The sequence below is a fragment of the Salinimonas sediminis genome, assembly GCF_003429285.1.
In the GTDB taxonomy this organism is placed as follows: Bacteria; Pseudomonadota; Gammaproteobacteria; order Enterobacterales; family Alteromonadaceae; genus Alteromonas; species Alteromonas indica.
The window spans coordinates 1,969,180-1,992,907 of sequence record NZ_CP031769.1 but is presented as its reverse complement, the minus strand read 5'-3'; the positions used below and the strand labels follow the sequence as shown (position 1 = coordinate 1,992,907).

Here is a 23,728-nt window from a genome sequence, read left to right as displayed (position 1 = left end):
ATTGTTCCTTATTTAATAGTGAGTGCGTCTTCAACCAGGGCCTTTTGCTGCTGATTGTGGACAGAGACATAACCTACGGCAGGTGAAGCCGATGCTTCACGGCCTGCGTACGACAGTTTGGCACCTTCTGGAATAGCCGCCCAGAAATGGTGCTGGCTGGAATACCATGCGCCCTGGTTCTGCGGTTCTTCCTGACACCAAACCCAATCTTTAACGTGGCTGTAATCGGCCACTACTTTAGCACATTCTTCTGACGGGAACGGATAAAGCTGTTCCAGCCGAACAATGGCCACATCGGTTTGTTCATTTTTACGACGCTGATCTAACAGATCGTAATAAACTTTACCGGAACACATGACTACACGTTTAACCTTTGACGGCTCTATGTCATCAATCTCGCCAATGACATTGTGGAACACACCTTCGGCAAGCTCTTCAAGCGAAGATGTAGCCTGAGCATGCCGCAACAATGATTTTGGCGACATTACAATCAAGGGTTTACGCATAGGACGAATCATTTGACGGCGTAGCATATTAAACACCTGCGCCGGTGTTGACGGTATACATACTTGCCAGTTGTGGTCTGCGCATAGCTGCAGGAACCGCTCCAATCGCGCTGAACTATGCTCTGGCCCCTGACCTTCGTAACCATGAGGTAGCAATACGGTCAGACCACAGAGTCGACCCCATTTTGCCTCACCTGAACTCAGGAATTGGTCAAACACTACCTGGGCGCCGTTGGCAAAGTCACCAAACTGTGCTTCCCAAATGGTTAGGCAAGAAGGTTCAGCGGTAGCGAAGCCGTATTCAAATGCCATCACTGCTTCTTCAGATAATACCGAGTCGTATATTTCAATTTCGCCTTGGTCTTCTTTTATATGTTGAAGCGGTGTATAGGTTGAACCGTCAGTTTGATTGTGCAGAACCGCATGACGATGGAAGAAAGTCCCCCGCCCTGAATCCTGACCCACCAACCGGATATCCGTACCAATACCAACTAAGCTGGCATATGCAAGGTTCTCGGCCATACCCCAGTCAAGCATTTTTTCGCCGGCGACCATGGCTTTGCGGTCTTGATATAGCTTGTTCACCCGCGAATGTAATTTTACATCTTTGGGAAAACTGGTCAGCCGCTCACCTAATTCTTTTAATTGGTCGAGCGATATTGAACCATCATAAGGCGTGTCCCAGTCGTGTCCCAGATAAGGAGACCAATCAACTGAATGCTCGGTCATAGGCCGCCATTCATCTACCACACAGGCACCATGATCAAGTGCGGCGCGATAGTCTTCAAGTAGCTTATCGACTTCACGCTGTTCCATCACGCCTTCGGCCAGCAGTTGCTCAGCATATAAAACGCGGGGTAACGGATGCTTTTTAATTTTCTGGTACATTAACGGCTGGGTAGCATTTGGCTCATCAGCTTCGTTATGGCCATGACGGCGATAGCAAACTAAGTCAATTACCACATCGCGCTTGAACTTATTACGGTATTCCAAGGCCAGTTTGGTAACGAACATAACCGCTTCCGGATCGTCCGAATTGACGTGGAAGATAGGCGCCTGCACCATTTTCGCAATATCCGTACAATACTGCGTAGAGCGGGTATCTTCTAACTTCGAGGTGGTGAAACCAACCTGGTTGTTAATAACAATCCGAACTGTACCACCGACCGCAAACCCCGTGGTTTGCGACATATTAAATGTTTCTTGTACTACACCCTGGCCGGCGATAGCGGAATCACCATGAATCGTAATCGGCAATACCGCGCTGCTGTCGTTATGACGACGTACCAGACGCGCCCGCACAGAGCCCATTACCACCGGGTTAACTATCTCAAGGTGAGAAGGGTTAAACGCCAACGCCAGGTGAACATTACCACCGGGGGTTGCAAAGTCAGAAGAGTAACCGGCATGATACTTCACATCACCAGAACCAAGACTTTCGTCATGCTTACCCGAAAATTCGTCGAATAGCACTGAGGGGTTCTTACCCAGGACATTAACCAATACATTTAGCCGGCCGCGGTGAGCCATGCCCACTACCACTTCTTTCGCGCCGGCCGAACCCGCTTCGCTAATCAGCCCTTTCAGCATAGGAATCAGTGAATCACCACCTTCCAATGAGAAACGTTTAGCGCCGGGAAATTTGGAACCCAGGTATTTTTCCATACCATCAGCGGCGGTCAGGCCTTTAAGAATTTGTAACTTCTGTTCTTTACTGATTTCTGGTTTGGCCTGAACTGACTCAATTTTTTGTTGTAACCAGCGCTTTTGCTCAGTATCGGTAATGTGCATATATTCAGCACCGATAGAGCCGCAATAAGTGCGGTTTAACGATTTAACCAGCTCGCCTAACGACATAGATTCGCCACCATAGGCATAAGAGCCTACGTTGAAAACGGTATCGAAGTCTTGCTCGGACAGGTTATGGTGGGAGAGTTCAAGGTCACGAACGCGAGGTTGCTGCCAAAGACCTAACGGATCGAGATTCGCATGTTGGTGTCCACGAAACCGATAAGCATTGATAAGTTGCAGAACCTTGACCTGACGGCCGTCGGATGAACTGGGGCCGGCGCTGGCGGCCGGTGAAGACATTCGTGCTGCGGGCCCTAGGGCCGCCATCTTTCGAAACTGTTCACGAACGGTTGTATGATTGTTCTCTAATTCAGCACCTTCCACTTTGGGAAGGCTATCGAAGACCTGTCGCCAGGAATCTGAAACGCTGTGCGGATCTTCGAGGTACGCTTCGTACAACTCCTCGACATAGGCGGCGTTATTACCAGCCATATGCGACGAATCCCACCATGCTTTCATCACGCTTTCTTGCATTATTGTGCCTTGCTACGTTTTGTAAAAACTAAATAACACGAGGCGCTATTATGACTGTTATTTACAACAGAACCAACCATTTACGCCACGTATACAAAAAAAATAGCCATCCTTAACAGGATGGCCATTTAGCGCATATCATTTGTGCATACAATACCTTACACAAACTAGTGTAACTAAACAGCCCGTTGTAGCAACATCGACTTAATCTGGCCGATGGCTTTGGTCGGGTTCAACCCTTTAGGACATACGCTGACACAGTTCATTATGCTGTGGCAACGAAACACGCTGAACGCATCATCTAAATCGCTAAGCCGTTCTTCAGTGGCCGTATCACGATTATCAATAAGGAAACGATAAGCATGCAGCAAACCAGCCGGGCCGATGAACTTCTCAGGGTTCCACCAAAATGATGGACACGAAGAAGAACAACATGCGCAAAGGATGCATTCATAAAGTCCGTCTAGCTTAGCACGCTCTTCCGGGGTTTGCAGGAATTCCCGGGCAGGCGGCTGTTTAGTATCGTTGATAAGAAACGGCTTCACTTTCTCATATTGAATGTAGAACTGGGTCATGTCTACCACCAGGTCGCGCACAACCGGTAAACCAGGTAACGGGCGAATCACAATTTTACCCTTGCCCAGCGCGGATACTGGCGTAATACACGCCAGACCGTTTTTACCGTTCATGTTCAAACCATCAGACCCACACACACCTTCGCGGCATGAACGACGGAATGATAACGATGGATCCTGCTCTTTCAACTTAATCAGAATATCCAGCACCATCATATCGCGGCCTTCTTCCACATCCAGTTTGTAATCCTGCATGCGCGGCGCTTTATCAACGTCAGGGTTGTATCGGTATATCGAAATATTTAATTGCATACTGGTCACCTCTATTAATATGAACGCGCTTTAGGCGGGAAGGCTTCCCGCAGCTTGGGCGCCATATTGACTTCACGACGAGTCATTGATTCATCTTCCGGACGGTAGATTGAGTGACACAACCAGTTTTCATCATCACGGTCTGGATAATCAAAGCGACTGTGTGCGCCACGACTTTCGGTACGGAAGTTTGCTGCTACTGCTGTGCAGTACGCGGTTTCCATCAGGTTGTCTAATTCCAGACACTCAATACGCTGGGTGTTGAAATCACTACTCTTATCATCCAGACGCGCATGCTGCAAACGCTCACGAATGTCTTTAAGTTGTTTAAGACCGTCAGCCATTGCGTCACCTTCGCGGAATACCGAGAAGTTGAGCTGCATACATTCCTGCATGTCTTTTTTAATTTGAACCGGGTCTTCACCCTTGCCTTTTTCAGAACCTTCCCACCGGTTGAAGCGCGCCATAGCCGCCTCAAGATCAGACTCACTGGCATCCCGAGTAGTGGCAATTTGATTCAGCGATTCACCCAGATGCAGGCCTGTAGCACGGCCAAATACGACCAAATCGAGCAGTGAATTACCGCCCAGGCGGTTAGCGCCGTGCACCGATACGCAGGCAATTTCACCACATGCAAACAGGCCATTTACGATGTGGTCCTGTCCGTTTTCATCTACCCGGATACATTGACCATGCACGTTGGTAGGAATACCACCCATCATATAGTGACAGGTAGGAATAACCGGGATAGGTTCTTTGACCGGGTCAACGTGAGCGAAGGTACGTGAAAGCTCAAGAATACCTGGCAAACGCGACTCCAATACATCTTTACCCAAGTGATCAAGCTTAAGCTTAAGGTGGGTACCCCACGGGCCATCACAACCACGTCCTTCACGAATTTCGGTCATCATTGAACGCGCCACTACGTCACGACCTGCCAGATCTTTGGCATTCGGTGCGTAGCGTTCCATAAAGCGTTCGCCGTCTTTATTGAGCAGATAACCACCCTCACCACGACAACCTTCTGTGACCAGCGTACCCGCACCCGCAATACCAGTTGGGTGGAACTGCCACATTTCCATGTCCTGCATAGATACGCCAGCTCGCATCGCCATACCCACACCGTCACCGGTATTAATATGGGCATTGGTAGTAGAAGCAAATATACGCCCTGCACCACCGGTAGCCAGCACCACAGCCCGCGCTTTAAAGTAAACGACTTCACCGGTTTCAATATCGATGGCCGTACAACCCACTACGTCCCCATCCTGGTTTTTCACCAGATCAAGGGCATACCATTCACTGAAAACTTTGGTCTTATTCTTAACATTTTGCTGATAAAGCAAATGCAATAGTGCGTGACCAGTACGGTCGGCTGCCGCAGCCGTACGAGCGGCTTGTTCGCCACCAAAATTCTTCGACTGGCCACCGAATGGGCGCTGATATACTGTGCCATCTTCAAAACGTGAAAATGGCAGACCCATATTTTCCATTTCTATAATGGCTTTCGGCCCCACGTTACACATGTACTCAATGGCATCCTGATCGCCAATGTAGTCAGACCCTTTAACCGTGTCATACATGTGCCATTCCCAGTTATCTTCATGGGAATTACCCAGCGCAACAGTAATACCACCTTGGGCAGATACCGTATGCGAACGGGTTGGAAATACTTTAGACAACAACGCACAGGACTTACCTGATTGTGAAATCTGCAAAGCGGCACGCATACCCGCACCACCGGCGCCAATAACAATGGCATCAAATTCGTGTACTGGTAGACTCATCTTACACACCCCACAGAACAAACAGACCAACTAACACGTACCCGAAGGCAATCAGGTTCAATACCCATTGCACCAAAGCGCGTACTTTAGGCGCTTTAACATAGTCTGTCAGCACTTGCCACAGACCAATGCGTACGTGAATCATAATCGACACTAGCGTAGCCAGGGTAAACACCTTCATCGGTATCCCTGAAAACAAGCCGTGCCATTCGATAAATGTGATGCTGTCGGTTGAAATAAAGAACCACGCCATATACACAGTAAAGGCAAATATTATTGCTCCTGTGGTGCGCAGCGATAAGTAATCCTGCACGCCGTTACGTTTAACGCTTGCCTGATTCGTTACCATAGTACTACTCCCAATACGACTGTCAGGATTATCCAAAGCGCAATTATTGCTTGCGCGCTCAGGTTACCTGATTTCATTTCTTCCCAATGTCCCATATCCATAATGACGTGGCGAATACCACCAAGAGTGTGGTAAATCAAAGCAGATAGGGTGCCAATCGCAATTACTTTTCCGAATACACCGGCCATTACTGACTGCACTTGTTCAAAGCCTTCAGGCGAAGCGACTGAAACCGCCCATGCCCAAATAACGAACAGCAGCGCGAAGAACATGGCCACGCCTGTGATACGGTTGAGAATTGACGAAATAGCAGCAGGAGGAAATTTAATGGTCTTGAGATCTAAATTTACTGGTCTTTGCTTTTTCACAATGTATGCCTGTTTTATCCGTAGGGACAATGAATTACCCGTTGTTTTTATGTCCTGACTGAGTAATTTTCGTTTGTTTACTGTTAATTGCCTCATCCTGTGAGATGTTAACAATTTGTGAACTTATAATTGCCTGATTAACTAAAGAGAATCTTTCTAATTCAGGCTCGGCTGAGTATATCTAGCGCGTTGTATAATTACAATTTTTTGTCAACACGTAGGACTATCGTCTTATACAAGTGTTTTACAGTTAAGATTCAGTTGTCTTGCTGATCAAAAATGTTAACCTTTAGAGTATATAAGACGGTGTGATTTTATCAGCACCTGTATATGATAACTACGGCGAACTGGCGTATAGTACTGATGATCACGTCAGATCTTGATAAATAAAATGTCGGCGTACATTTCGTAACCCATTTATTTTGTTAATAAAAAGCAGCCATTTTGACCTCAAAATCAAGTCGCTGCGGGTTTTTATGTGTTTCGTGAAACATTTTTAATTGCTCAGTTATTACGCTGGGGACTATAAGCTATACCAATATCGGATATTTATTGTGCAAAAATGCATTTAAATTGACTTGTAGATGCATAATAAAGTACAACTACGCCACTTTTCCCAGCAAAGCGGCTATTTTTTGACGATTTTTGCTGACAACAGAACCATTCTGAGGAGAGCATTATATGGCAGATAAGAAAGCCATTCTTAAAGCGGGCGATAAGGAAATTGAACTTCCTATTCTGTCCGGTACCGAAGGACAAGATGTTATAGATGTACGCTCTCTGGGCGCGCAAGGGTATTTCACATTTGACCCCGGCTTTATGGCAACAGGTTCCTGCGAGTCAGAAATCACGTACATCGATGGCGCTAACGGGGTGTTACTGCACCGTGGCTATCCCATTGAAGAGTTAGCGCGTGATGCAAACTATCTTGAAGTTTGCTACATGTTACTTAACGGCGAAGCACCGGATAAAGCACAAAACGAAGAGTTTCGTGCCACGATAACCCGCCATACTATGGTACATGAACAAATCAACATGTTCTTCCACGGTTTCCGTAACGACGCCCACCCTATGGCAATGTTATGTGGCACCGTAGGCGCTATGTCCTCGTTTTATCACAGTGACTTAGATGTAGGTAATGCCGAAGAACGTATGCGCAGCGCGCATCGTTTGATTGCAAAAATGCCGACCTTGGTAGCGATGTGTTACAAGTACAACATAGGCCAGCCATTCGTATATCCGCGTAATGACTTAAGCTATGCGGCTAACTTTTTGAACATGATGTTCTCTGTGCCAGCTGAAGATTATCAGATTAGTCCTGCGGTTGAACGCGCGATGGATCGTATCTTTACGTTACATGCTGACCATGAACAGAATGCATCTACTTCAACAGTGCGCTTAGCTGGTTCATCAGGTGCTAACCCTTACGCCTGTATTGCCGCCGGTGTGGCTTCACTGTGGGGCCCTGCGCATGGCGGTGCCAATGAAGCATGTTTAAACATGCTGGAAGAAATTGGTAGTGTTGATCGTATCCCTGAGTTTATCGAACGGGCTAAAGATAAGAATGACCCTTTCCGCTTAATGGGCTTTGGACACCGGGTTTACAAAAACCACGATCCACGCGCCACTGTTATGCGCGAAAGCTGTCATGAAGTGCTTAAAGAGCTAGACGTAAAAGATCCGCTGCTTGAAGTAGCAATGGAACTTGAACGTATCGCCCTGAGTGATGATTACTTTGTAGAGAAAAAACTGTTCCCGAACGTTGATTTCTATTCAGGTATTATCCTAAAGGCGATTGGTATACCCACTAACATGTTCACGTGTATCTTTGCCCTGTCACGCACAGTTGGCTGGATTTCACACTGGCATGAAATGATGAGCGATCCGAAGCAAAAGATTGGTCGTCCGCGTCAGTTGTATACAGGCTACAGCCAGCGTAAATTTACGCCGCTTAAATAGCTCTGGTCAGTTGACTACAAATAGCGCCTTAGGGCGCTATTTTTGTTTGTAGCAGGTTTTTTACCAAGATACCTGCTTGTTGGCGAGCGACAAAATGGCATAATGCCCCGTCGCCGTCGTTGTCAGATAGAGGAGATATTATGCCGTATCCAGCGCTGCTGTTAGGTATAGCCGGTCTTATTCCGTTTATTGCCCTGCCGATTCTTAGCCTTAGTGGAGTCATTGGCGAGTTGGCCGCTCTACATTATTTCACCCAATATTCAGCTGTATTATTATCGTTTTTTGGCGGCGTACATTGGTTTGACGCAATTGCCTCCCGCAAAACCAATCATCAGCTTTATTTGGCTATGCTACCGACCATTGTAGCCTGGCTAGCACTGGCTTATGGTGCAGACGTCCGAGTCTTAGGCGTGCTGTCTATCAGTTATCTGCTGATTCTATTTTACGACAAGTTTACCCTGGCCTTGCCTAAAGATCTGATACTTAGCTATATTTCAATGCGGGTAGGATTGACCACTGTGGTCGTCCTGTGCCACGCTGTAATGATATTTTTAATGCGGTGAACCCAAGCCTGTGGGTAACAATTCTGGCTTAACGGCGTACCTTCTGACCTTCTGACCTGCGCAGGTAAACGTATTAAGCACAAAAAAGGCCAGCATCATACGCTGGCCTTAGTGTTATCAACAGATATTTTCGTCTGTGTAGGACGCCAATTTGCCTATTTTCTTATCTTATTTCCCTTCGAAAGATAATATATTGGTGAGCTTACTCTGCGCGAATTAGCGCCAACAGTTCTGCGGTTTTTTCTTCCATCAAAGGTATATCACCTTTTGACTCTACATTCAGACGAATAACCGGCTCGGTATTGGATTTTCTTAAATTAAAGCGCCATGTCCCAAATTCCAAACCAATTCCGTCGGTTTCATCAATGGCTTCAGCCAATGGCCGGTATTTTTCAAGTACCCTGGCTAGCGCCGCGTCAGCATCTTGCAACTTACTGTTAATTTCACCGGAAGACGGGTAAGCCGCTATACGTTGTTCCACCATCGAGGCTAATGTTTGCTTTTTAGTACATAACAGTTCTGCCACGAGTAACCATGGGATCATGCCTGTATCGCAATAAGCAAAATCTCGAAAATAATGATGGGCACTCATTTCGCCGCCGTATACAGCATCTTCCTTACGCATACGCTCTTTAATAAAGGCATGTCCGGTTTTGCTTTTGACTGGGGTGCCGCCTGCGCGATTCACGATATCTTCTGTGTTCCAGTAAAGACGAGGATCGTAAATAATTTTCGCACTGGGATCTTTATCCAAAAAGGCTTGGGCAAGCAATCCAACAATATAATAGCCTTCAATAAAGTTACCTTTAGCATCAAACAAAAAACAGCGGTCGAAATCGCCATCCCACGCCATTCCAAAGTCCGCATTATGTTCGCGTACGGCCTGCGCCGTATCGGCGCGGTTCTCTGGCAGCAGTGGATTAGGTATACCATTGGGGAAGGTCGGATCCGCATCATGATGAACTTTGATAAATTCAATGGGAATACGGCGTTGTTCGAAGGCTGTTTCCAGAGCGTCAACCACTTTGCCTGCGGCGCCGTTACCGGCATTGGCCACCAGCTTTAACGGCGTAAAGTTAGCTGACTCAATATAGGTGAGTAAGTGGTCGATATAAGCATCCAGACAGCTATCCTGCTTGTATTTCCCACTATTTTCCAGCACGCTTACCGCGATATGCCCCTGACCATTATAGAAGGCCTTGGGATCAATAGGCTTTTGCTGGGTATACTCAGCCAGGCGCTGCTTCACGTAATCACTGTCGAGTTCTTCAGCAGCTTGCTTGATAGCATGCAAGCCTGTATCCCCGCTAATGGGAATGGCGTCCGCTTTTACTAGCTTCATCCCATTATAATTAATAGGATTATGGCTTGCTGTCACTTCAATACCACCATCTACCTTCAGATACTTGGTAGCAAAATAAATTTCTTCGGTGCCCGCCTGCCCCAAATCGATTACCGCGCTACCGCCGTCTATCAGCCCTGCAGCGAGCGCCAGCTTAAGTGGCGCAGAGGTTAAACGCACGTCACCACCGACCACCACATTACTGGCTGTCAGCACACTGGAAAATGCGTATCCAATCCGATAGGCAACCTCTTCGTCTAGTTGCTCGTTTAACTCACCGCGAATATCGTAAGCTTTAAAACAGGTGATTGCTCTGGTCATAGTCCCTTCCTATTTTTTCGCTGTACGGCCGTAACGATCCGAAAATCGCACAATATCGTCTTCGCCTAAGTAAGCACCAGACTGTACTTCAATCAATTCCAGCGGAATTTTGCCGGGGTTTTCCAGCGCATGAACCTCACCAATCGGGATATAGGTTGACTCATTCTCGGTTACCATCCGGGTTTCCTCACCAATCGTTACACTGGCAGTCCCTGATACAACAATCCAGTGCTCGGCGCGGTGGTGGTGCATCTGCACCGATAATTTCTCGCCGGGCTTCACGGTAATTCGTTTAACCTGGAAACGGGCCCCTTGATCGATTGAGTCGTAACTGCCCCACGGCCGAAATACTTCGCGGTGAAACTCAAACTCAGGTCTTTTTTCCTGTTTCAGGCGGGTCACTACGTTTTTGATGTCCTGCACTTTATCTTTGTGCGCCACCATAATCGCATCTTTGGTTTCCACGACTACCACATTGTCTAAACCAATTACTGATATCAAGCGCTCTTCGGCGTTGATGTAGCTGTTGGAAACATTTTCCAAAATAGCATCACCGATAACCGCGTTACCGTTTGCATCTTTGGCCGATGTTTCCCACAAGGAAGACCAGCTACCAACGTCTGACCAGCCTGCATCCAGCGGCACCATGGCGGCTTTGGCAGTTTTTTCCATTACCGCATAATCTATTGAGTCATCCGGGCAGGTCGCGAAAATATCACCATCAATACGAATGAAATCCAAGTCCTGTGATTCGCTTGCGATGGCCTTTTTGCAAATTTCCAGCATCTTGGGGTTATATTTTTCCAGCTCTTCCAGAAAACGGGATGCTTTGAACATAAACATGCCGCTATTCCACAGGTAATTGCCCGAATCCACATAGGTCTGAGCAGTTGCCATATCTGGTTTCTCAACAAACTGCGCTACCGCCATACCGGTCTCTAATTCCTGACCGGCTTTGATGTAACCGTAGCCGGTATGCGGGGCATCAGGCACAATACCGAAAGTCACCAGATATCCGGCATCGGCTAGCTTTTGCGCTTTACCGATGGCCTGATGAAAGGCACCAGTATCTTTAATTAAGTGGTCGGCCGCCAATACCAGTAAGGTTTCGTCTGCATCACTTTGCAACGCGTGCAAGGCCGCTAACGCGATGGCGGGTGCGGTATTGCGCCCCACTGGCTCCAGCAAAATACCGCCATGTTCGATATTTTGCTGCCGTAGCTGCTCAGCCACCAAAAAGCGATGCGCATCATTACAGATTACAATGGGATGAGAAGCCTGAACCCCGTGCAAACGGCTTAATGTTTCCTGCAGCATAGTTTGCTCAGATGTAAGCGCAAGAAACTGCTTTGGAAGTGCTGCGCGTGATTTTGGCCACAGACGACTGCCTGTACCACCTGCCAAGATTACTGGTTTCATTCTCTTTCCTATGATTGACGGCTTTAGCCTTAATGTCCTAATGCCATGTTAATCAAGCTCAAATTTGCAATCAATGAACTTGTTTATAAACTCACGTTATTTACTGTTTTCGAAGCAAAACAGATGTAAAAAACTGGCACTTTTTTACTAAGCGAACAATTTATAGCCGATTACCCAAAATTCCCCGCCTGATAATCTTTGAGCGCCTGGTCTATCTGTTGCTGAGTATTCATTACAAATGGACCATATTGCACTACAGGTTCGTTCAAGGGGGCGCCGGCAATAACAATACACCCGCTGTTAGCCGCCATTTGCAGGGTCACACTCGCCCCCTCGCTTAGCACGGCAAGTTCGCCTTCGTTAATTTGCGTACCAGCACTGGTTGTTGCATTGTTTTGCACAGTGTTCACGTGCTGATTATCTTCGTCATTAGAGCCAGCAATAATCAGACCACCCTGATAACAATAGCAAAAAGCCGTATGTGACTCAGTGATCGCAACAGAAACTTGGGTGGCGTGGTCAGTATTTATATGAACGAATAACGGGTCTACGGGCACGTGCTTAACCGGGCCGGTTACCCCTTCAACACTACCGGCCAGAATGTCGATTGTAGCACTATTATGCTGGATACGCGGTACAGCCTCAGGCGGTATATCCTGATACCCCGGGTCGGACATTTTTTGCTCCGCCGGTAAGTTGACCCACAACTGAAAGCCACTTAGCAACCCCGCCGTTTGCTGAGGTATCTCTTCATGGATAAGTCCCCTACCCGCGTTCATCCACTGAATACCGCCTGCCGAGATAATCCCTTCATTGGCCTTCGAATCGCGATGCCGCATTTTACCGGCCAGCATATAAGTAACGGTTTGGAACCCGCGGTGAGGATGGGCCGGAAACCCGGCTATGTAGTCATCAGGCTGGTCTGAGCTAAAATGGTCTAATAATAAAAATGGATCCAGCCTGGGTAGCGCGGGCTGGCCAATTATCCGCTGTAATTTCACTCCTGCGCCATCAGAAGCGGGTTGTCCGGATAGCCGATGCGTGACGTGACGCTGCTTCAAAATAACTGCTCCCTGCCATGCGGTGAATCAAGATCCAGTTCAGGGCCTAACGGCACTACCTGGGTTGGGTTAACCATCGTATGACTAAAATAGTAATGGTGTTTTATGTGATTGAGATTAACCGTTTGTGACACCCCTGGATGTTGGTAAAGCTCGCGCATATAACCACTAAGTGCAGGATAGTCGGCAATACGTCGAATGTTACATTTGAAGTGGCCGTAATATACTGCATCAAACCGAATAAGTGTCGTAAATAAGCGCCAGTCAGCTTCAGTAAATTGCTTACCACACAAATAGCGTTGATGAACCAACCGCTGTTCTATGGTATCGAGTGCTCTGAACAGTGATGTCACCGCTTCTTCATACGCCGACTGTGTCGTGGCAAAACCCGCTTTGTACACGCCATTATTGATGTTGTGGTACACCAAGGCATTTACCTGCTCTATTTCTTGTGCGAGCTGCGCTGGATAATAGTCGTCAGTATTGCCCGTCAGCGTGTTAAATTCGCTGTTAAACATTCGTATAATATCTGCCGATTCGTTGCTGACGATGGTCTTTTGCTGTTTATCCCAAAGTAGCGGTACAGTAACCCGCGTCGTGACATGGGCATCTGCCATGGTGTATAGCTCATACAAAAATTGCTTACGGTATAGCGTATCGCCCGTAGCGTCAGGATAGCCGGCGAATGTCCAACCATTATCCAACATCTCGGGCGATACCACGCTTACACTAATAATGTCTTGAAGATCTTTTAGCTGGCGCATAATAAGCGTACGGTGCGCCCATGGACACGCCAGCGAAACATAAAGATGGTAGCGGTCGCGCTGCGGGGGAAAGCGGGCGTCCTGTGCATCTTGTATCCAGTGCCGGAAGCTGGCTTCCTGGCGCTCAAATTTGCCGGCGTTTTTATCGGTGTCGTACCACTTATCTTGCCATTTGCCATCTACCAGTAAGCCCATTTGTTACTCCACTTTGTGTGTCGGAAGTCGATTAAACCATACACACTGTTGAACGTAAGCCAGCCAGTTTCGGATTGTTTGTTCGACTTTTTCGAACCCACAGGTCGCTTTTAGGTTTTCGACAGTTTAATACGCGACGCATTTTTAGGTACAATGGCCGGCTTAATTTACATTTGCAGTCCTTTTGCACGGCCTCGGTAGTATAGGAAGAGCAACATTATGAGTGATAAACAACGATTTGGCGGTACCGCCAGGCTATACGGGGATGATGGCTTAGCCAGCTTGGCGGCCAGTCACGTGTGCGTAGTAGGTATCGGGGGCGTCGGCTCATGGAGTGCTGAAGCACTGGCACGCTCAGGTGTAGGTCAGATTACCCTGATTGATTTGGACGATGTCTGCCTGACCAATACGAACCGACAAATACACGCCTTAGATAACACCATCGGACAGCCTAAAGTCACCGTGATGGCCCAGCGCATACAATTAATCAATCCGTCTTGCACCGTCCACCAGGTGGAAGACTTTGTTACTGCCGAAAATGTGCAAGAATACATTACTTCACAGTTCGATGCGGTTATTGAAGCCACTGACAGTATTCGGGCAAAAGCCGCTATCATATATTGTTGCAAACGCAATAAAATGCCAGTCGTTACGATAGGAGGTGCCGGGGGACAAATCGATCCGGTGCAGATAACCCGGGGCGATCTGGCAAAAACAATACAAGACCCGCTGGCCGCGAAGTTACGCAATGAATTACGTCGCAACTATGGGTTTTCCAAAAACCCCAAACGACGGTTTGGCGTGGAATGCATATATTCCACAGAACAGTTGCGCTATCCGCAGCCCGATGGCAGTGTTTGTTTTAATAAATCGGCAATGGAAAATGGCACCAGGCTGGACTGTGCTGGCGGCTTTGGTGCCAGTGTTACCGTAACAGCCACCTTTGGGATGCTGGCAGCAGCAAGTATCATTAATAGAATAACCGCAGCGTAACTGCGCCTTTTACGGTTGCCCAACTGCAACGCCTACAGGAGAATACCGATGCAACAACAGGAACTTGAAAAGCTGATGAGCGACTCAGCACATAATGCAGTACAAACAGCGCGCGAAGAATTTGCCATTGAACTGGATTACAGTGCGCAAAGTATCCGTGCGGTGGACGATCTATTACTCGCGTTTGTCGAAAAATATCAGGATAAAGCACTTGAAGATAGTGCGGTATTCACCCTGTGCAATATTTACGGGGCCTACCTGGGTGAGACTTATCGACGTTTGGTGAGTGGCGAATGGCGCTACGACCAAACAAATCCAGACGCCCCTTTTGTTGTACTTGATAGCGGTGAGCATTCTTATGCATTTGCCGGCATCTGCTATGAACGACTGGTCAATGATAGCCATGTCAGTGTGAAGGCCTATTTTGACCAGGCGCTGCAAACCAAAACACAATAGCCATTGTCTGCGCAGGTAACCCCTTACTGGGTTAGCTTGCCTTGCGCCAATCAGCCAACATCAGCCGCAGATGTTGGCTTCGGGCTAGCAGCGCGCTAAATAAGAGTAGGGTTACCAGTTGTATGGCCAGCCACCAATGAAAAGCCCAATGGCTCAGCCACAGTTGTTGCATAAGTAATGTGCCACTGGCAATAATTCCTACCCAGCACAACAAACGTAAAACGCCCACCCAGCGACGCCAGCTTTTTTTCCATAGCCTTTCCCGATTACCTATCAACAGGAGCGCCAGGATAAAGGGCACACTGGCTACTAATTTGACCCATAGTAACGAAGAGTGGGGGTAAAAAATCCCCAGCAGTACCGTAGTATGCTGCATACTTACCACAGCAAACGTAGTAATAAGCCAGTCCACACTATTGGCCAGTAATAGTAGGTACAGCCATACGGGCGGCTTGATTATGCCGGCTTCATCGTAATAAGTCAGCGGTAGTGGAAGAATGGCCATATTCACATTAACGTTGCAAAAACTGTGGCTATGGTAATGGAGTCTGGCTGAAAAACAACAACCCCCTGCTGAACTTCGCCTGCTAAAAAAAGCGTAAGTAAAAGCACAAAAGACATACCAGGCTAAAGCGCAAAAAAATAGGCATTAGCAGTAAACCAGGGGGGTATTCACTCACGGCGCGATATGTAAACTACCAATAGCGACGGCAAGGAAGGTTATTTTCGTGTGGTAAGGGTATTGGCTAACACTGACTGAAGGGTATTTAATTCGTTACCACTGATATGTGCAAATACATCTGCGTACACTTTATCCACGCACGAGCGGGCGCTGGGGAACATGGCCACACCACTGGCGGATAGCGCCAGGTTAAAAACCCGGGCATCTTCTTTTTGTACCAGCCGGGTAATTAGTTTCTTTTTCTCCAGCCGCACTAACATTCGACTCATCGCACCCTTATCATAATTCAACCGCTGACAGAGTTGCCCGGCGGTGGCTTCCTCTGCCTCAGCGAGGCTATCCAGTACGCCATACTGGGCAGCGGTGAGGTCAAATTTATTTAAGGCCATATCGAGTTTTCCTAGCAAACTGTTTCTGGCCTGGATAATTTGGCGGGCCACCTGGGTGGTGATAGCGGCGGGCTGCTTTAATAAAGTACGCAACTGTATATCCTTGACGGGTAAAACAAAATTATAAGAGACACCGTACGGATTAATGTATTATGGGTCAACTTACCTGGGGTCTAGAATGCGCCTTTTCAGGCGCAATTGCTACCACAGTAAATACAATAGTGAGATGAACTGGTGCTTAATGCTATAATCACCGCCATCAGTACATGAACCCCGCTTTAATTAATGACAGTAGAGAAATACACCCCAAACCAAACCACCACATTAAGTGGTCCCGCTGACGTACTTAGAAGTCAGCAATCTGACACTGCTATGACGGACCACCAAAGTCCCAGAATTGGCTTTGTTAGCTTGGGCTGCCCTAAAAACCTGGTCGATTCAGAGCGTATTTTAACGCAGTTGCGCACTGAAGGTTATGATGTGGTCCCCACCTATAACGATGCTGATTTGGTAATCGTTAATACCTGTGGTTTTATTGATGCGGCGGTAGAAGAGTCGCTCGATACTATTGGCGAAGCCCTGAAAGAAAACGGCCGGGTTATTGTCACCGGTTGTCTGGGCATCAAAGATGACGAAATACGTGAGGTCCACCCCAACGTCCTGGCGGTAACCGGCCCGCACGCTTATGAGGAAGTGGTAAATCAGGTACATACCCACTTGCCCAAACCGGCGCACAATCCGTTTGCCGACTTGGTGCCTGACCATGGAATCAAGCTTACCCCACGCCATTTTGCTTACCTTAAAATTTCAGAAGGCTGCAACCATCGTTGTACATTTTGTATCATCCCCTCGATGCGCGGCGATTTAGTTAGCCGTCCAGTCGGAGAAATTCTGGATGAAGCGAAACGGCTGAAGGCAGGTGGAGTCAATGAACTGTTGGTTATTTCGCAGGATACCAGTGCTTATGGCGTTGATGTTAAGCATCAAACCGGGTTCTGGGATGGGATGCCGGTAAAAACGCATCTTAAGCAGTTATGCCAGAAGCTGGGGGGCATGGATATGTGGGTTCGCTTGCATTATGTATATCCATACCCGCATGTGGACGACCTGATTCCATTGATGAATGAAGGCAAAATACTGCCCTACCTGGATATTCCATTACAGCACGCCAATAAACGTATCCTTCGCTTAATGAAGCGGCCAGGTAGTGCTGATCGGACGCTTGAACGAATTCGCAAATGGCGGGAAATCTGTCCTGAGCTGATCATTCGCTCAACGTTCATAGTAGGTTTCCCAGGGGAAACCGAAGAAGAGTTTGAAGAGTTACTGACCTTTATTCGTGAAGCACGGCTGGACCGTGTAGGCTGTTTTATGTATTCACCGGTAGAGGGAGCCAAAGCAAATGAATTGGCAGACCCCGTACCAGAGGAAATTAAACAGGCGCGCCATCAACGATTCATGGAAATCCAGGAAAGTATCAGTGCCCAGAAACTACAAGAGCGGATTGGTAAAGAATACTTGATTGTGATTGACAGCGTTGATGCTGAAGGGGCTACCGGACGCACTTTTGCTGATGCCCCGGAGGTAGATGGTATTGTTCACCTAAACGGTGTGTATGACGTTAAACCCGGTCAACGGGTGTGGGCAGAAATAATCCATGCCGACAATCACGATACCTGGGCTGTTCCTGTTGAAGATGAACTCGAAGAGGAAGCTGATTCTGCCCACAGCGCCGTGATGGAATAGCCGGCTATAGCCTATCGTGGTGGAGCGTTTAGCCTGAACTCAGTTAAATGATACTGACACCAGAGCAACTGCCCCGGGCTTTAGCGGATATCAGCAAGGCTGTAATACAGCCTTGCTGTTGGTTATTGCAAACTGGTTAACTGGCTGACAGTATCACTGGTGGCCTTTGCTCCTGCTTTCGCCGCGCCACCAATCAGCCAAACTTTATCGTCGGCGAGCACCGCACCCAATCCATGACGGGGCAAAGGCATGACGGAGACTTTACTCCAGTTTTTACGATGTAAATCATAGCGCCATACATCTGAAAAGACATCACCGCCATCGATAAAATGCTCACCGCCAAAAACAAATATGCCATGACGATAAACGACACACGCTATGCCAGCCTGTTCCTGAGGTAAGCGCGGTAAGGTTTTCCACGAATCGTCAGCCGGATCGTAAACCTCATGCCTATCTACATTCCCGCCGTCAACCTGGCGACCTCCAATTACATGTATTTTGTCATCGTAAGCCACCGCACATGCGCTGTTGCGAGGCGTGGGCATGGACGCTGCAGTTGTCCATACATCGGCTTTAGGATCGAAGACACCATGCCAGTCAGTGTCGGTATGATCATGCCACCGCCCGTTGACCTTACCTTTAACCGTGCGCCCCCCAATAACATGAATCTTTCCGGCCAAATTTATGGCTACCGTCTCAGATACCAGCTTCGGCATGGGAGTTTGTTTTTCCCACTGATTCTTTTGCAGGTTAAGTGACATAACAGCATCTGTATTCGTCCACTGCCCCCTGGCAGAATTGATAAAGCCGCCAAACAACCACAAGGTTTCACGATAGTTTACCAGCATGGCGTGATGGCGAGGCTCAGGTAAGCTGACAGTGTGCTGCCAGGTAGGCTTATCTTTCAATACAAAAACATCGTCACTGATAGATATCGCTTCGCCATCCTGCGCCAAGCCACCAGCAACATATATATTGCCCTGCACCACAGCCGGATAAATCTCCTGCACCGGCGCAGGCAAATTCGGCCCTGCTGACCAGTGATAGATAGGTTTAGCTGCGGCGCTGGCAGCGCCACTGGCTGCCAGGCAAATCAGCCCAAGCAACCTGGATAGCCGGTGACGGCTTACCATGGCAGTACTTCACCATTGGAATGATAAAACTTACCGGTATCTGCCAGCGTCAACTCATCCATTCGCTGTACCAGACGCTGGGCTGCTGTCTGCGCATCTATATCACCGGCGTTATTAACCATCTCAGTTTGCACAAAGCCTGGATGCAGCAAAGCAACACTTATTCCGCGATCCCGTAAATCGTTAGCCAGCGACACCCCCGCCGCATTTAACGCAGCTTTGGACATTCGGTAACCATAATATCCGCCCGAACCATTGTCGGTCATCGACCCCATCCGGCTGGTCATCAAACCTATTTTGCTGTCTTTTGAAAGATTCCCCAACAGGCGTTGGGTCACCAATAGAGGCCCTAATGCATTAACGCGGAACTGATAATCAATGGTATGGGGATCCCAGTCACCTAACGTTTCCTTCCCCAGGACCCCTGCGTTATTGAGCAAAATATCAATTTTGACATTCTTCAGCGGGGCTAAGCCTTCCTCTAATACTTCCGGGCGCGAGACATCTATTCCGCAATGAATATGTGCACCACTACGGTTAAGCTCATCACAGCTATTGCGACACAGCGCGTAAACTGTATCACCACGGGACAAATACGCGTTAACTAACGCCAGTCCGATACCCCGGTTTGCTCCTGTGATAACAACGTTCACCTGGCTCTCTCCTTTTATAATTGCTGTCTATTTATAACAATGTCAGTAAATGGGCTAAATCCTCTGGCGTATCTATGCCGCCGGGGGGCGCTTGCTCTGCTACGTCTACGATAATGTTATCGCCGTACCACAAAGCGCGTAGTTGCTCCAGCGATTCAAGTGACTCCAGAGCACAGGGTGCGTAGTCCACATATTGCCTTACATAACCTGCCCGGTACGCATATAGTCCAATATGTCGTAAATAATGTGAAGGATCGATTGCCGCTGTATTTTCCAGCATCGCCGCGCGATCATAAGGCATCGCCGAGCGCGAGAAATACAACGCATGGCCGGCGTGATTGGTTACCACTTTCACCATATTGGGGTTAGCAATGTCATCAGCATTTAAAAATGGGGTGGCTAATGTAGCCATCGGTGCGCTACTCTGCTGCGCCAGGTTTTGCGCTACCTGTCGAATATTACAGGCTGGCACGAATGGCTCATCGCCTTGTACATTTACCACTACCGCATCGGCCGGTATTTGCAAAGTGCTGATGACTTCGGCTATCCGCTCAGTACCGGAATTATGGCCGGTACGGGTCATACATACCTGGCATAGGTTGGCTACGGCACTGGCAATACGATCATCATCAGTCGCCACTACAATAGCTTGTGCGCCAGCCTCTTGAGCACGTTCAATCACATGCGCAACCATGGGTTTACCATTGATATCGGCCAGGGGCTTACCGGGAAACCGGCTAGAGCCGTAGCGCGCAGGAATAATCACAGTGAAGGCTAAATCATTGGCCGTGTTCATTTCATATCATCCAGTTGCGCCTGGGTTAATGGCTGCGCTTCAGTTTCAATTAAGACCGCAATACCATCACGTACAGGATAGGCCAGCCGGTCAAACCGACAGACCAGGGTACGCTTATCACTGCCGGCGGTAAGCTTTCCTTTGCATACCGGACAAGCCAGTACATCGAGTAGTTTAATATCAAATACCATGATCATGTTCCTTCTGTATTTTTTTAAACGGCGCCAGTTTCTGGTCTAGCTGATGGTAAAACGCCTGCGGGAGCTGGGCTGACACTTTTATATACCAACAATCATCGTGGGCAAACGAGGCCACTTTCACGGCGTCTTTTTCGGTCATAACAACTGTGCCCGATGGTATATCCTGCGGGCTAAATTCATAATGGTCAGCAAACGGGATTTGCTGCTTGCAGGAAATACCAAGGTTATCTAATTGACTAAAAAACCGTGCCGGATTTCCAATGCCGGCCAGCGCAGTAATGTTGCGGTCAGTCTCCATAAACGTTGCTAAAGATTGTGTGAGAGAGGGATCTGCAACATTAACAAAGTGGTTAGGCGCCAGCTGCATTGGGTATTGCGCAGGGGCTACGCCCAACAATCTGGCGCTACCAAACTGTCTGACATTGTGAATTATCATATCCACGGTATCCAACCGCCATACACCTTCGCGAAGTGGGCCCATGGGTAACAGATGGCCATTACCGAAGCGGCGCTCATCCATTACCACCAGTTCCATATCGCGCTTTAAGGCATAGTGTTGCAAGCCATCATCACAGACGATGACATTGCATTGATGTTGCTCGCGCAACCAGTTGGCACCGCGTGCCCGTTTCGGATCGGTCACCACTGGCACGCCGGTACGCAAGGCCATCAATTTGGGTTCATCGCCAACCTGAGCCGCGGTATCACCGGCGGTGACCAGATGGGGAAATACTGTATTGCTGCCACCATAGCCACGACTCAGGATACCTGGCCGCAAGCCCTGTTTTAACAAGTATTCAGCGACATCGATGACCACCGGCGTTTTACCGTTGCCACCGACACTGATATTCCCGACCACAATAACCAAGGTACCCGCAGGCTTGCTACTGGCTTTGAAACCGGCTTTAAACAGATAGCGCCGGCTGGCACTGATAATGGCGAATAGCCACGACAGTGGCCATAACAGCCATAACCAGGGACCTGCGCGGTACCAGGCCCGCTCAAGTACGCTCACCAGACCACCTTAGGACTGCTCGCCAAACTGTAACGCGTGTAATTGTGAATAAGGGCCTTTTTTCTCCAACAACTCCTGGTGGCGGCCCCGCTCGATAATTTCGCCCTGCTCAACCACCATTATCTGGTCTGCATTTTCTATTGTTGATAAGCGATGTGCCACAACCAAGCTGGTACAGGATTTTTGTAAGGTTTCCAACGCATCCTGAATTAATCGCTCAGATTCTGTATCCAACGCAGAGGTGGCTTCATCCAGAATCAAAATCGGCGCATTTGCCAATATTGCCCGGGCAATCGCTATACGTTGCCGCTGGCCCCCGGATAGCATTAAACCGTTCTCTCCAATAACAGTGTCCAGCCCCTCGGGTAACTGATCAACAAATTCGGTAACATGCGCCATATTGGCGGCTTCTTCAATTTGTTTAAGGGTAACCGACTCATTGGCACCATATGCAATATTGTTAGCGATGGAATCATTGAACAACACCACATGTTGGGAAACCAACGCAAACTGACGACGTAAGGCTTTTAACTCGATCTCGTTTAGCGGATAGCCATCAATTGAAATAGTGCCCTGTTGCGGCGAATAAAAGCGGGTAAGCAACGCTGATATGGTGGACTTTCCGCTGCCGGAGCGGCCGACCAAAGCGATGGTCTGCCCAGGATTGGCACTGAACGATATATTTTTCAGCGCTGGGGTTGATTTCCCCGGGTAGGTGAACGTAACGTCATCAAAAACAAGCTCACCGCGTGCCCGACCAAGCTCGTTAGTACCCGAATTATCTTCATCGGCCGTGTCCAGTATTTCAAAAATACTACTACAGGCAGCCATACCCTTTTGAAATTCGTTATTTACCGTGGTTAATTGTTTTAACGGTTTGAGTAACATCACCATGTAAAACACCACACTCACAAAAGTGCCCGCAGTAAGGTCCTGCATCATAGAAGGCATGCTCGCCATATACAATACAAAGGCCAGCGCGATAGAAGCAATCACCTGAATAGACGACACGCTTAATATTTGCGTCACATTCAGCTTCATATTCTGTTGCCGGTTATGATTATTTTTGGCCGCGAAGCGATCTTCCTCTATCTTCTGGCCACCAAACATCAAAATGACTTTATGTCCTTTCACCGCTTGCTCGACCGCGGCGGTTACCGTTCCCATAGATTGCTGAATACTGCGGCTGACTTTGCGAAAGCGCTTGCTGACTAATGCCACAATCACTGCCACCACGGGCCCGATTAGCAAAAATATTAGCGACAACTGCCAGGAATAATAAAACATGACGATCAGCAAGCCAATCACCAACGCGCCTTCACGTACCAACGTCAAAAAGGCTTTACCCGCAGCATTGGCGACCTGCTCTGTGTCATAGGTAACCTTACTGATAAGGTTGCCTACCGCTTGGGTATCGTGAAAGGCTACCGGTAAATGCAAGTATTTTTCAAACAGCTGCTGGCGCATCCGCATGACTACTTTAGCGCCAATCCAGTTAAGGGTGTAGGTGCCCATAAAATTGAAGATACCGCGCACGATAAACAGCGGCACAATAGCGTATGCCGCCACCCGCAAAAATGCGCTGTCGTTGTTGGACAACGACTCGTCTATCAGCGTTTTTAAGTGCGCGACCACATAGGTATCCAGGGCCGAATAGCCAATCATCCCAATGACCGCCACGGCAAATTCAAGCTTATAATGGCGCAGATAGCCCATAAAGCGCTTAATCTGGCTTCCCGAATAATCAGTCTGTTGCATGTATTTCATTCACCACTAAAAATAACCGCAATAGTGTACCTGCTACCGGCCAAATTCCATA

22 protein-coding genes are annotated in these 23,728 nt (G+C 48.1%); 5 read left to right on the top strand and 17 right to left on the bottom strand.

The features are described 5' to 3' along the window. Positions 1-8: 8 nt before the first annotated feature. From D0Y50_RS08960 to sdhC, 5 genes are all read right to left on the bottom strand, one after another. Positions 9-2,831, bottom strand: a complete 2,823-nt coding sequence (locus tag D0Y50_RS08960; protein WP_108567028.1) for a 2-oxoglutarate dehydrogenase E1 component — start codon at positions 2,829-2,831, stop codon at positions 9-11. A 176-nt stretch (positions 2,832-3,007) separates the two neighbouring features. Beyond that, on the bottom strand, positions 3,008-3,718 hold the full coding sequence (locus D0Y50_RS08955; RefSeq protein ID WP_108567027.1) for a succinate dehydrogenase iron-sulfur subunit: 711 nt from the start codon (positions 3,716-3,718) through the stop codon (positions 3,008-3,010). A gap of 14 nt (positions 3,719-3,732) precedes the next feature. Beyond that, positions 3,733-5,505 carry a succinate dehydrogenase flavoprotein subunit gene (gene sdhA / locus D0Y50_RS08950; protein ID WP_108567026.1) on the bottom strand — a complete coding sequence of 591 codons (1,773 nt, stop codon included), beginning with the start codon at positions 5,503-5,505 and terminating at the stop codon, positions 3,733-3,735. Between the two features lies 1 nt (position 5,506). Continuing rightward, positions 5,507-5,854, bottom strand: coding sequence for a succinate dehydrogenase, hydrophobic membrane anchor protein (gene sdhD, locus D0Y50_RS08945; protein ID WP_108567025.1), 348 nt, complete (start codon positions 5,852-5,854; stop codon positions 5,507-5,509). Beyond that, positions 5,848-6,222: a succinate dehydrogenase, cytochrome b556 subunit gene (gene sdhC / locus D0Y50_RS08940; protein WP_108567069.1), complete on the bottom strand. Its 375-nt coding sequence runs from the start codon at positions 6,220-6,222 to the stop codon at positions 5,848-5,850. The genes sdhD and sdhC overlap by 7 nt, the downstream gene beginning before the upstream one ends. 681 nt (positions 6,223-6,903) lie before the next feature. On the opposite strand from sdhC, the gene D0Y50_RS08935 reads away from it, so the two are divergent. Then, on the top strand, positions 6,904-8,181 hold the full coding sequence (locus D0Y50_RS08935; protein WP_108567024.1) for a citrate synthase: 1,278 nt from the start codon (positions 6,904-6,906) through the stop codon (positions 8,179-8,181). Positions 8,182-8,321: 140 nt separating this feature from the next. Then, positions 8,322-8,744, top strand: a complete 423-nt coding sequence (locus D0Y50_RS08930; RefSeq protein ID WP_108567023.1) for a DUF3429 domain-containing protein — start codon at positions 8,322-8,324, stop codon at positions 8,742-8,744. A gap of 202 nt (positions 8,745-8,946) precedes the next feature. Here D0Y50_RS08930 and D0Y50_RS08925 read toward each other — a convergent pair whose 3' ends face one another. The 4 genes from D0Y50_RS08925 to D0Y50_RS08910 all read right to left on the bottom strand — a co-directional run bounded on the left by D0Y50_RS08925 (position 8,947) and on the right by D0Y50_RS08910 (position 13,846). Next, positions 8,947-10,407: a phosphohexomutase domain-containing protein gene (locus D0Y50_RS08925; protein WP_117316538.1), complete on the bottom strand. Its 1,461-nt coding sequence runs from the start codon at positions 10,405-10,407 to the stop codon at positions 8,947-8,949. A 9-nt stretch (positions 10,408-10,416) separates the two neighbouring features. Continuing rightward, complete coding sequence (locus D0Y50_RS08920; RefSeq protein ID WP_117316536.1) at positions 10,417-11,826, bottom strand: mannose-1-phosphate guanylyltransferase/mannose-6-phosphate isomerase; 1,410 nt, start codon at positions 11,824-11,826, stop codon at positions 10,417-10,419. A gap of 170 nt (positions 11,827-11,996) precedes the next feature. Beyond that, on the bottom strand, positions 11,997-12,890 hold the full coding sequence (locus tag D0Y50_RS08915) for a pirin family protein (RefSeq protein ID WP_117316534.1): 894 nt from the start codon (positions 12,888-12,890) through the stop codon (positions 11,997-11,999). Further along, positions 12,884-13,846, bottom strand: a complete 963-nt coding sequence (locus D0Y50_RS08910) for a glutathione S-transferase family protein (protein ID WP_117316532.1) — start codon at positions 13,844-13,846, stop codon at positions 12,884-12,886. The genes D0Y50_RS08915 and D0Y50_RS08910 overlap by 7 nt, the downstream gene beginning before the upstream one ends. A 219-nt stretch (positions 13,847-14,065) precedes the next feature. On the opposite strand from D0Y50_RS08910, the gene tcdA reads away from it, so the two are divergent. Then, on the top strand, positions 14,066-14,839 hold the full coding sequence (gene tcdA, locus D0Y50_RS08905; protein ID WP_117316530.1) for a tRNA cyclic N6-threonylcarbamoyladenosine(37) synthase TcdA: 774 nt from the start codon (positions 14,066-14,068) through the stop codon (positions 14,837-14,839). A gap of 48 nt (positions 14,840-14,887) precedes the next feature. Further along, the gene (locus tag D0Y50_RS08900; protein WP_108567017.1) at positions 14,888-15,295 is read left to right on the top strand and encodes a hypothetical protein; all 408 of its coding nucleotides are present in this window, start codon (positions 14,888-14,890) and stop codon (positions 15,293-15,295) included. Between the two features lie 31 nt (positions 15,296-15,326). Here the strand turns inward: D0Y50_RS08900 and D0Y50_RS08895 are convergent, their stop codons facing one another. Both D0Y50_RS08895 and D0Y50_RS08890 read right to left on the bottom strand, forming a co-directional pair. Continuing rightward, positions 15,327-15,800, bottom strand: a complete 474-nt coding sequence (locus D0Y50_RS08895) for a DUF2919 family protein (RefSeq protein WP_117316528.1) — start codon at positions 15,798-15,800, stop codon at positions 15,327-15,329. 215 nt (positions 15,801-16,015) lie between these two features. Continuing rightward, the gene (locus D0Y50_RS08890; protein WP_108567015.1) at positions 16,016-16,459 is read right to left on the bottom strand and encodes a MarR family winged helix-turn-helix transcriptional regulator; all 444 of its coding nucleotides are present in this window, start codon (positions 16,457-16,459) and stop codon (positions 16,016-16,018) included. A gap of 192 nt (positions 16,460-16,651) precedes the next feature. On the opposite strand from D0Y50_RS08890, the gene rimO reads away from it, so the two are divergent. Beyond that, positions 16,652-18,112 (top strand): 30S ribosomal protein S12 methylthiotransferase RimO, encoded by a 1,461-nt coding sequence (rimO, locus tag D0Y50_RS08885; protein ID WP_117316527.1) that lies wholly within the window; start codon positions 16,652-16,654, stop codon positions 18,110-18,112. A 122-nt stretch (positions 18,113-18,234) separates the two neighbouring features. Here rimO and D0Y50_RS08880 read toward each other — a convergent pair whose 3' ends face one another. Genes D0Y50_RS08880 through msbA form a run of 6 tightly spaced genes read right to left on the bottom strand, consistent with a single transcriptional unit; the run spans position 18,235 to position 23,667 of the window. After that, positions 18,235-19,245 carry a Kelch repeat-containing protein gene (locus tag D0Y50_RS08880; RefSeq protein ID WP_117316525.1) on the bottom strand — a complete coding sequence of 337 codons (1,011 nt, stop codon included), beginning with the start codon at positions 19,243-19,245 and terminating at the stop codon, positions 18,235-18,237. Beyond that, a complete protein-coding gene (locus tag D0Y50_RS08875; RefSeq protein WP_117316523.1) occupies positions 19,239-19,898 on the bottom strand; it encodes an SDR family oxidoreductase in 660 nt (219 codons plus the stop codon). Before D0Y50_RS08875 ends, D0Y50_RS08880 begins: the two co-directional genes overlap by 7 nt. Before the next feature lie 31 nt (positions 19,899-19,929). Further along, complete coding sequence (gene kdsB, locus D0Y50_RS08870) at positions 19,930-20,694, bottom strand: 3-deoxy-manno-octulosonate cytidylyltransferase (RefSeq protein ID WP_117316521.1); 765 nt, start codon at positions 20,692-20,694, stop codon at positions 19,930-19,932. Beyond that, on the bottom strand, positions 20,691-20,885 hold the full coding sequence (locus D0Y50_RS08865) for a Trm112 family protein (protein ID WP_108567010.1): 195 nt from the start codon (positions 20,883-20,885) through the stop codon (positions 20,691-20,693). Before D0Y50_RS08865 ends, kdsB begins: the two co-directional genes overlap by 4 nt. Continuing rightward, on the bottom strand, positions 20,875-21,909 hold the full coding sequence (gene lpxK, locus D0Y50_RS08860; protein WP_117316519.1) for a tetraacyldisaccharide 4'-kinase: 1,035 nt from the start codon (positions 21,907-21,909) through the stop codon (positions 20,875-20,877). Before lpxK ends, D0Y50_RS08865 begins: the two co-directional genes overlap by 11 nt. A gap of 9 nt (positions 21,910-21,918) precedes the next feature. Then, positions 21,919-23,667 (bottom strand): lipid A export permease/ATP-binding protein MsbA, encoded by a 1,749-nt coding sequence (gene msbA / locus D0Y50_RS08855; protein ID WP_108567068.1) that lies wholly within the window; start codon positions 23,665-23,667, stop codon positions 21,919-21,921. Positions 23,668-23,728 lie beyond the last annotated feature (61 nt).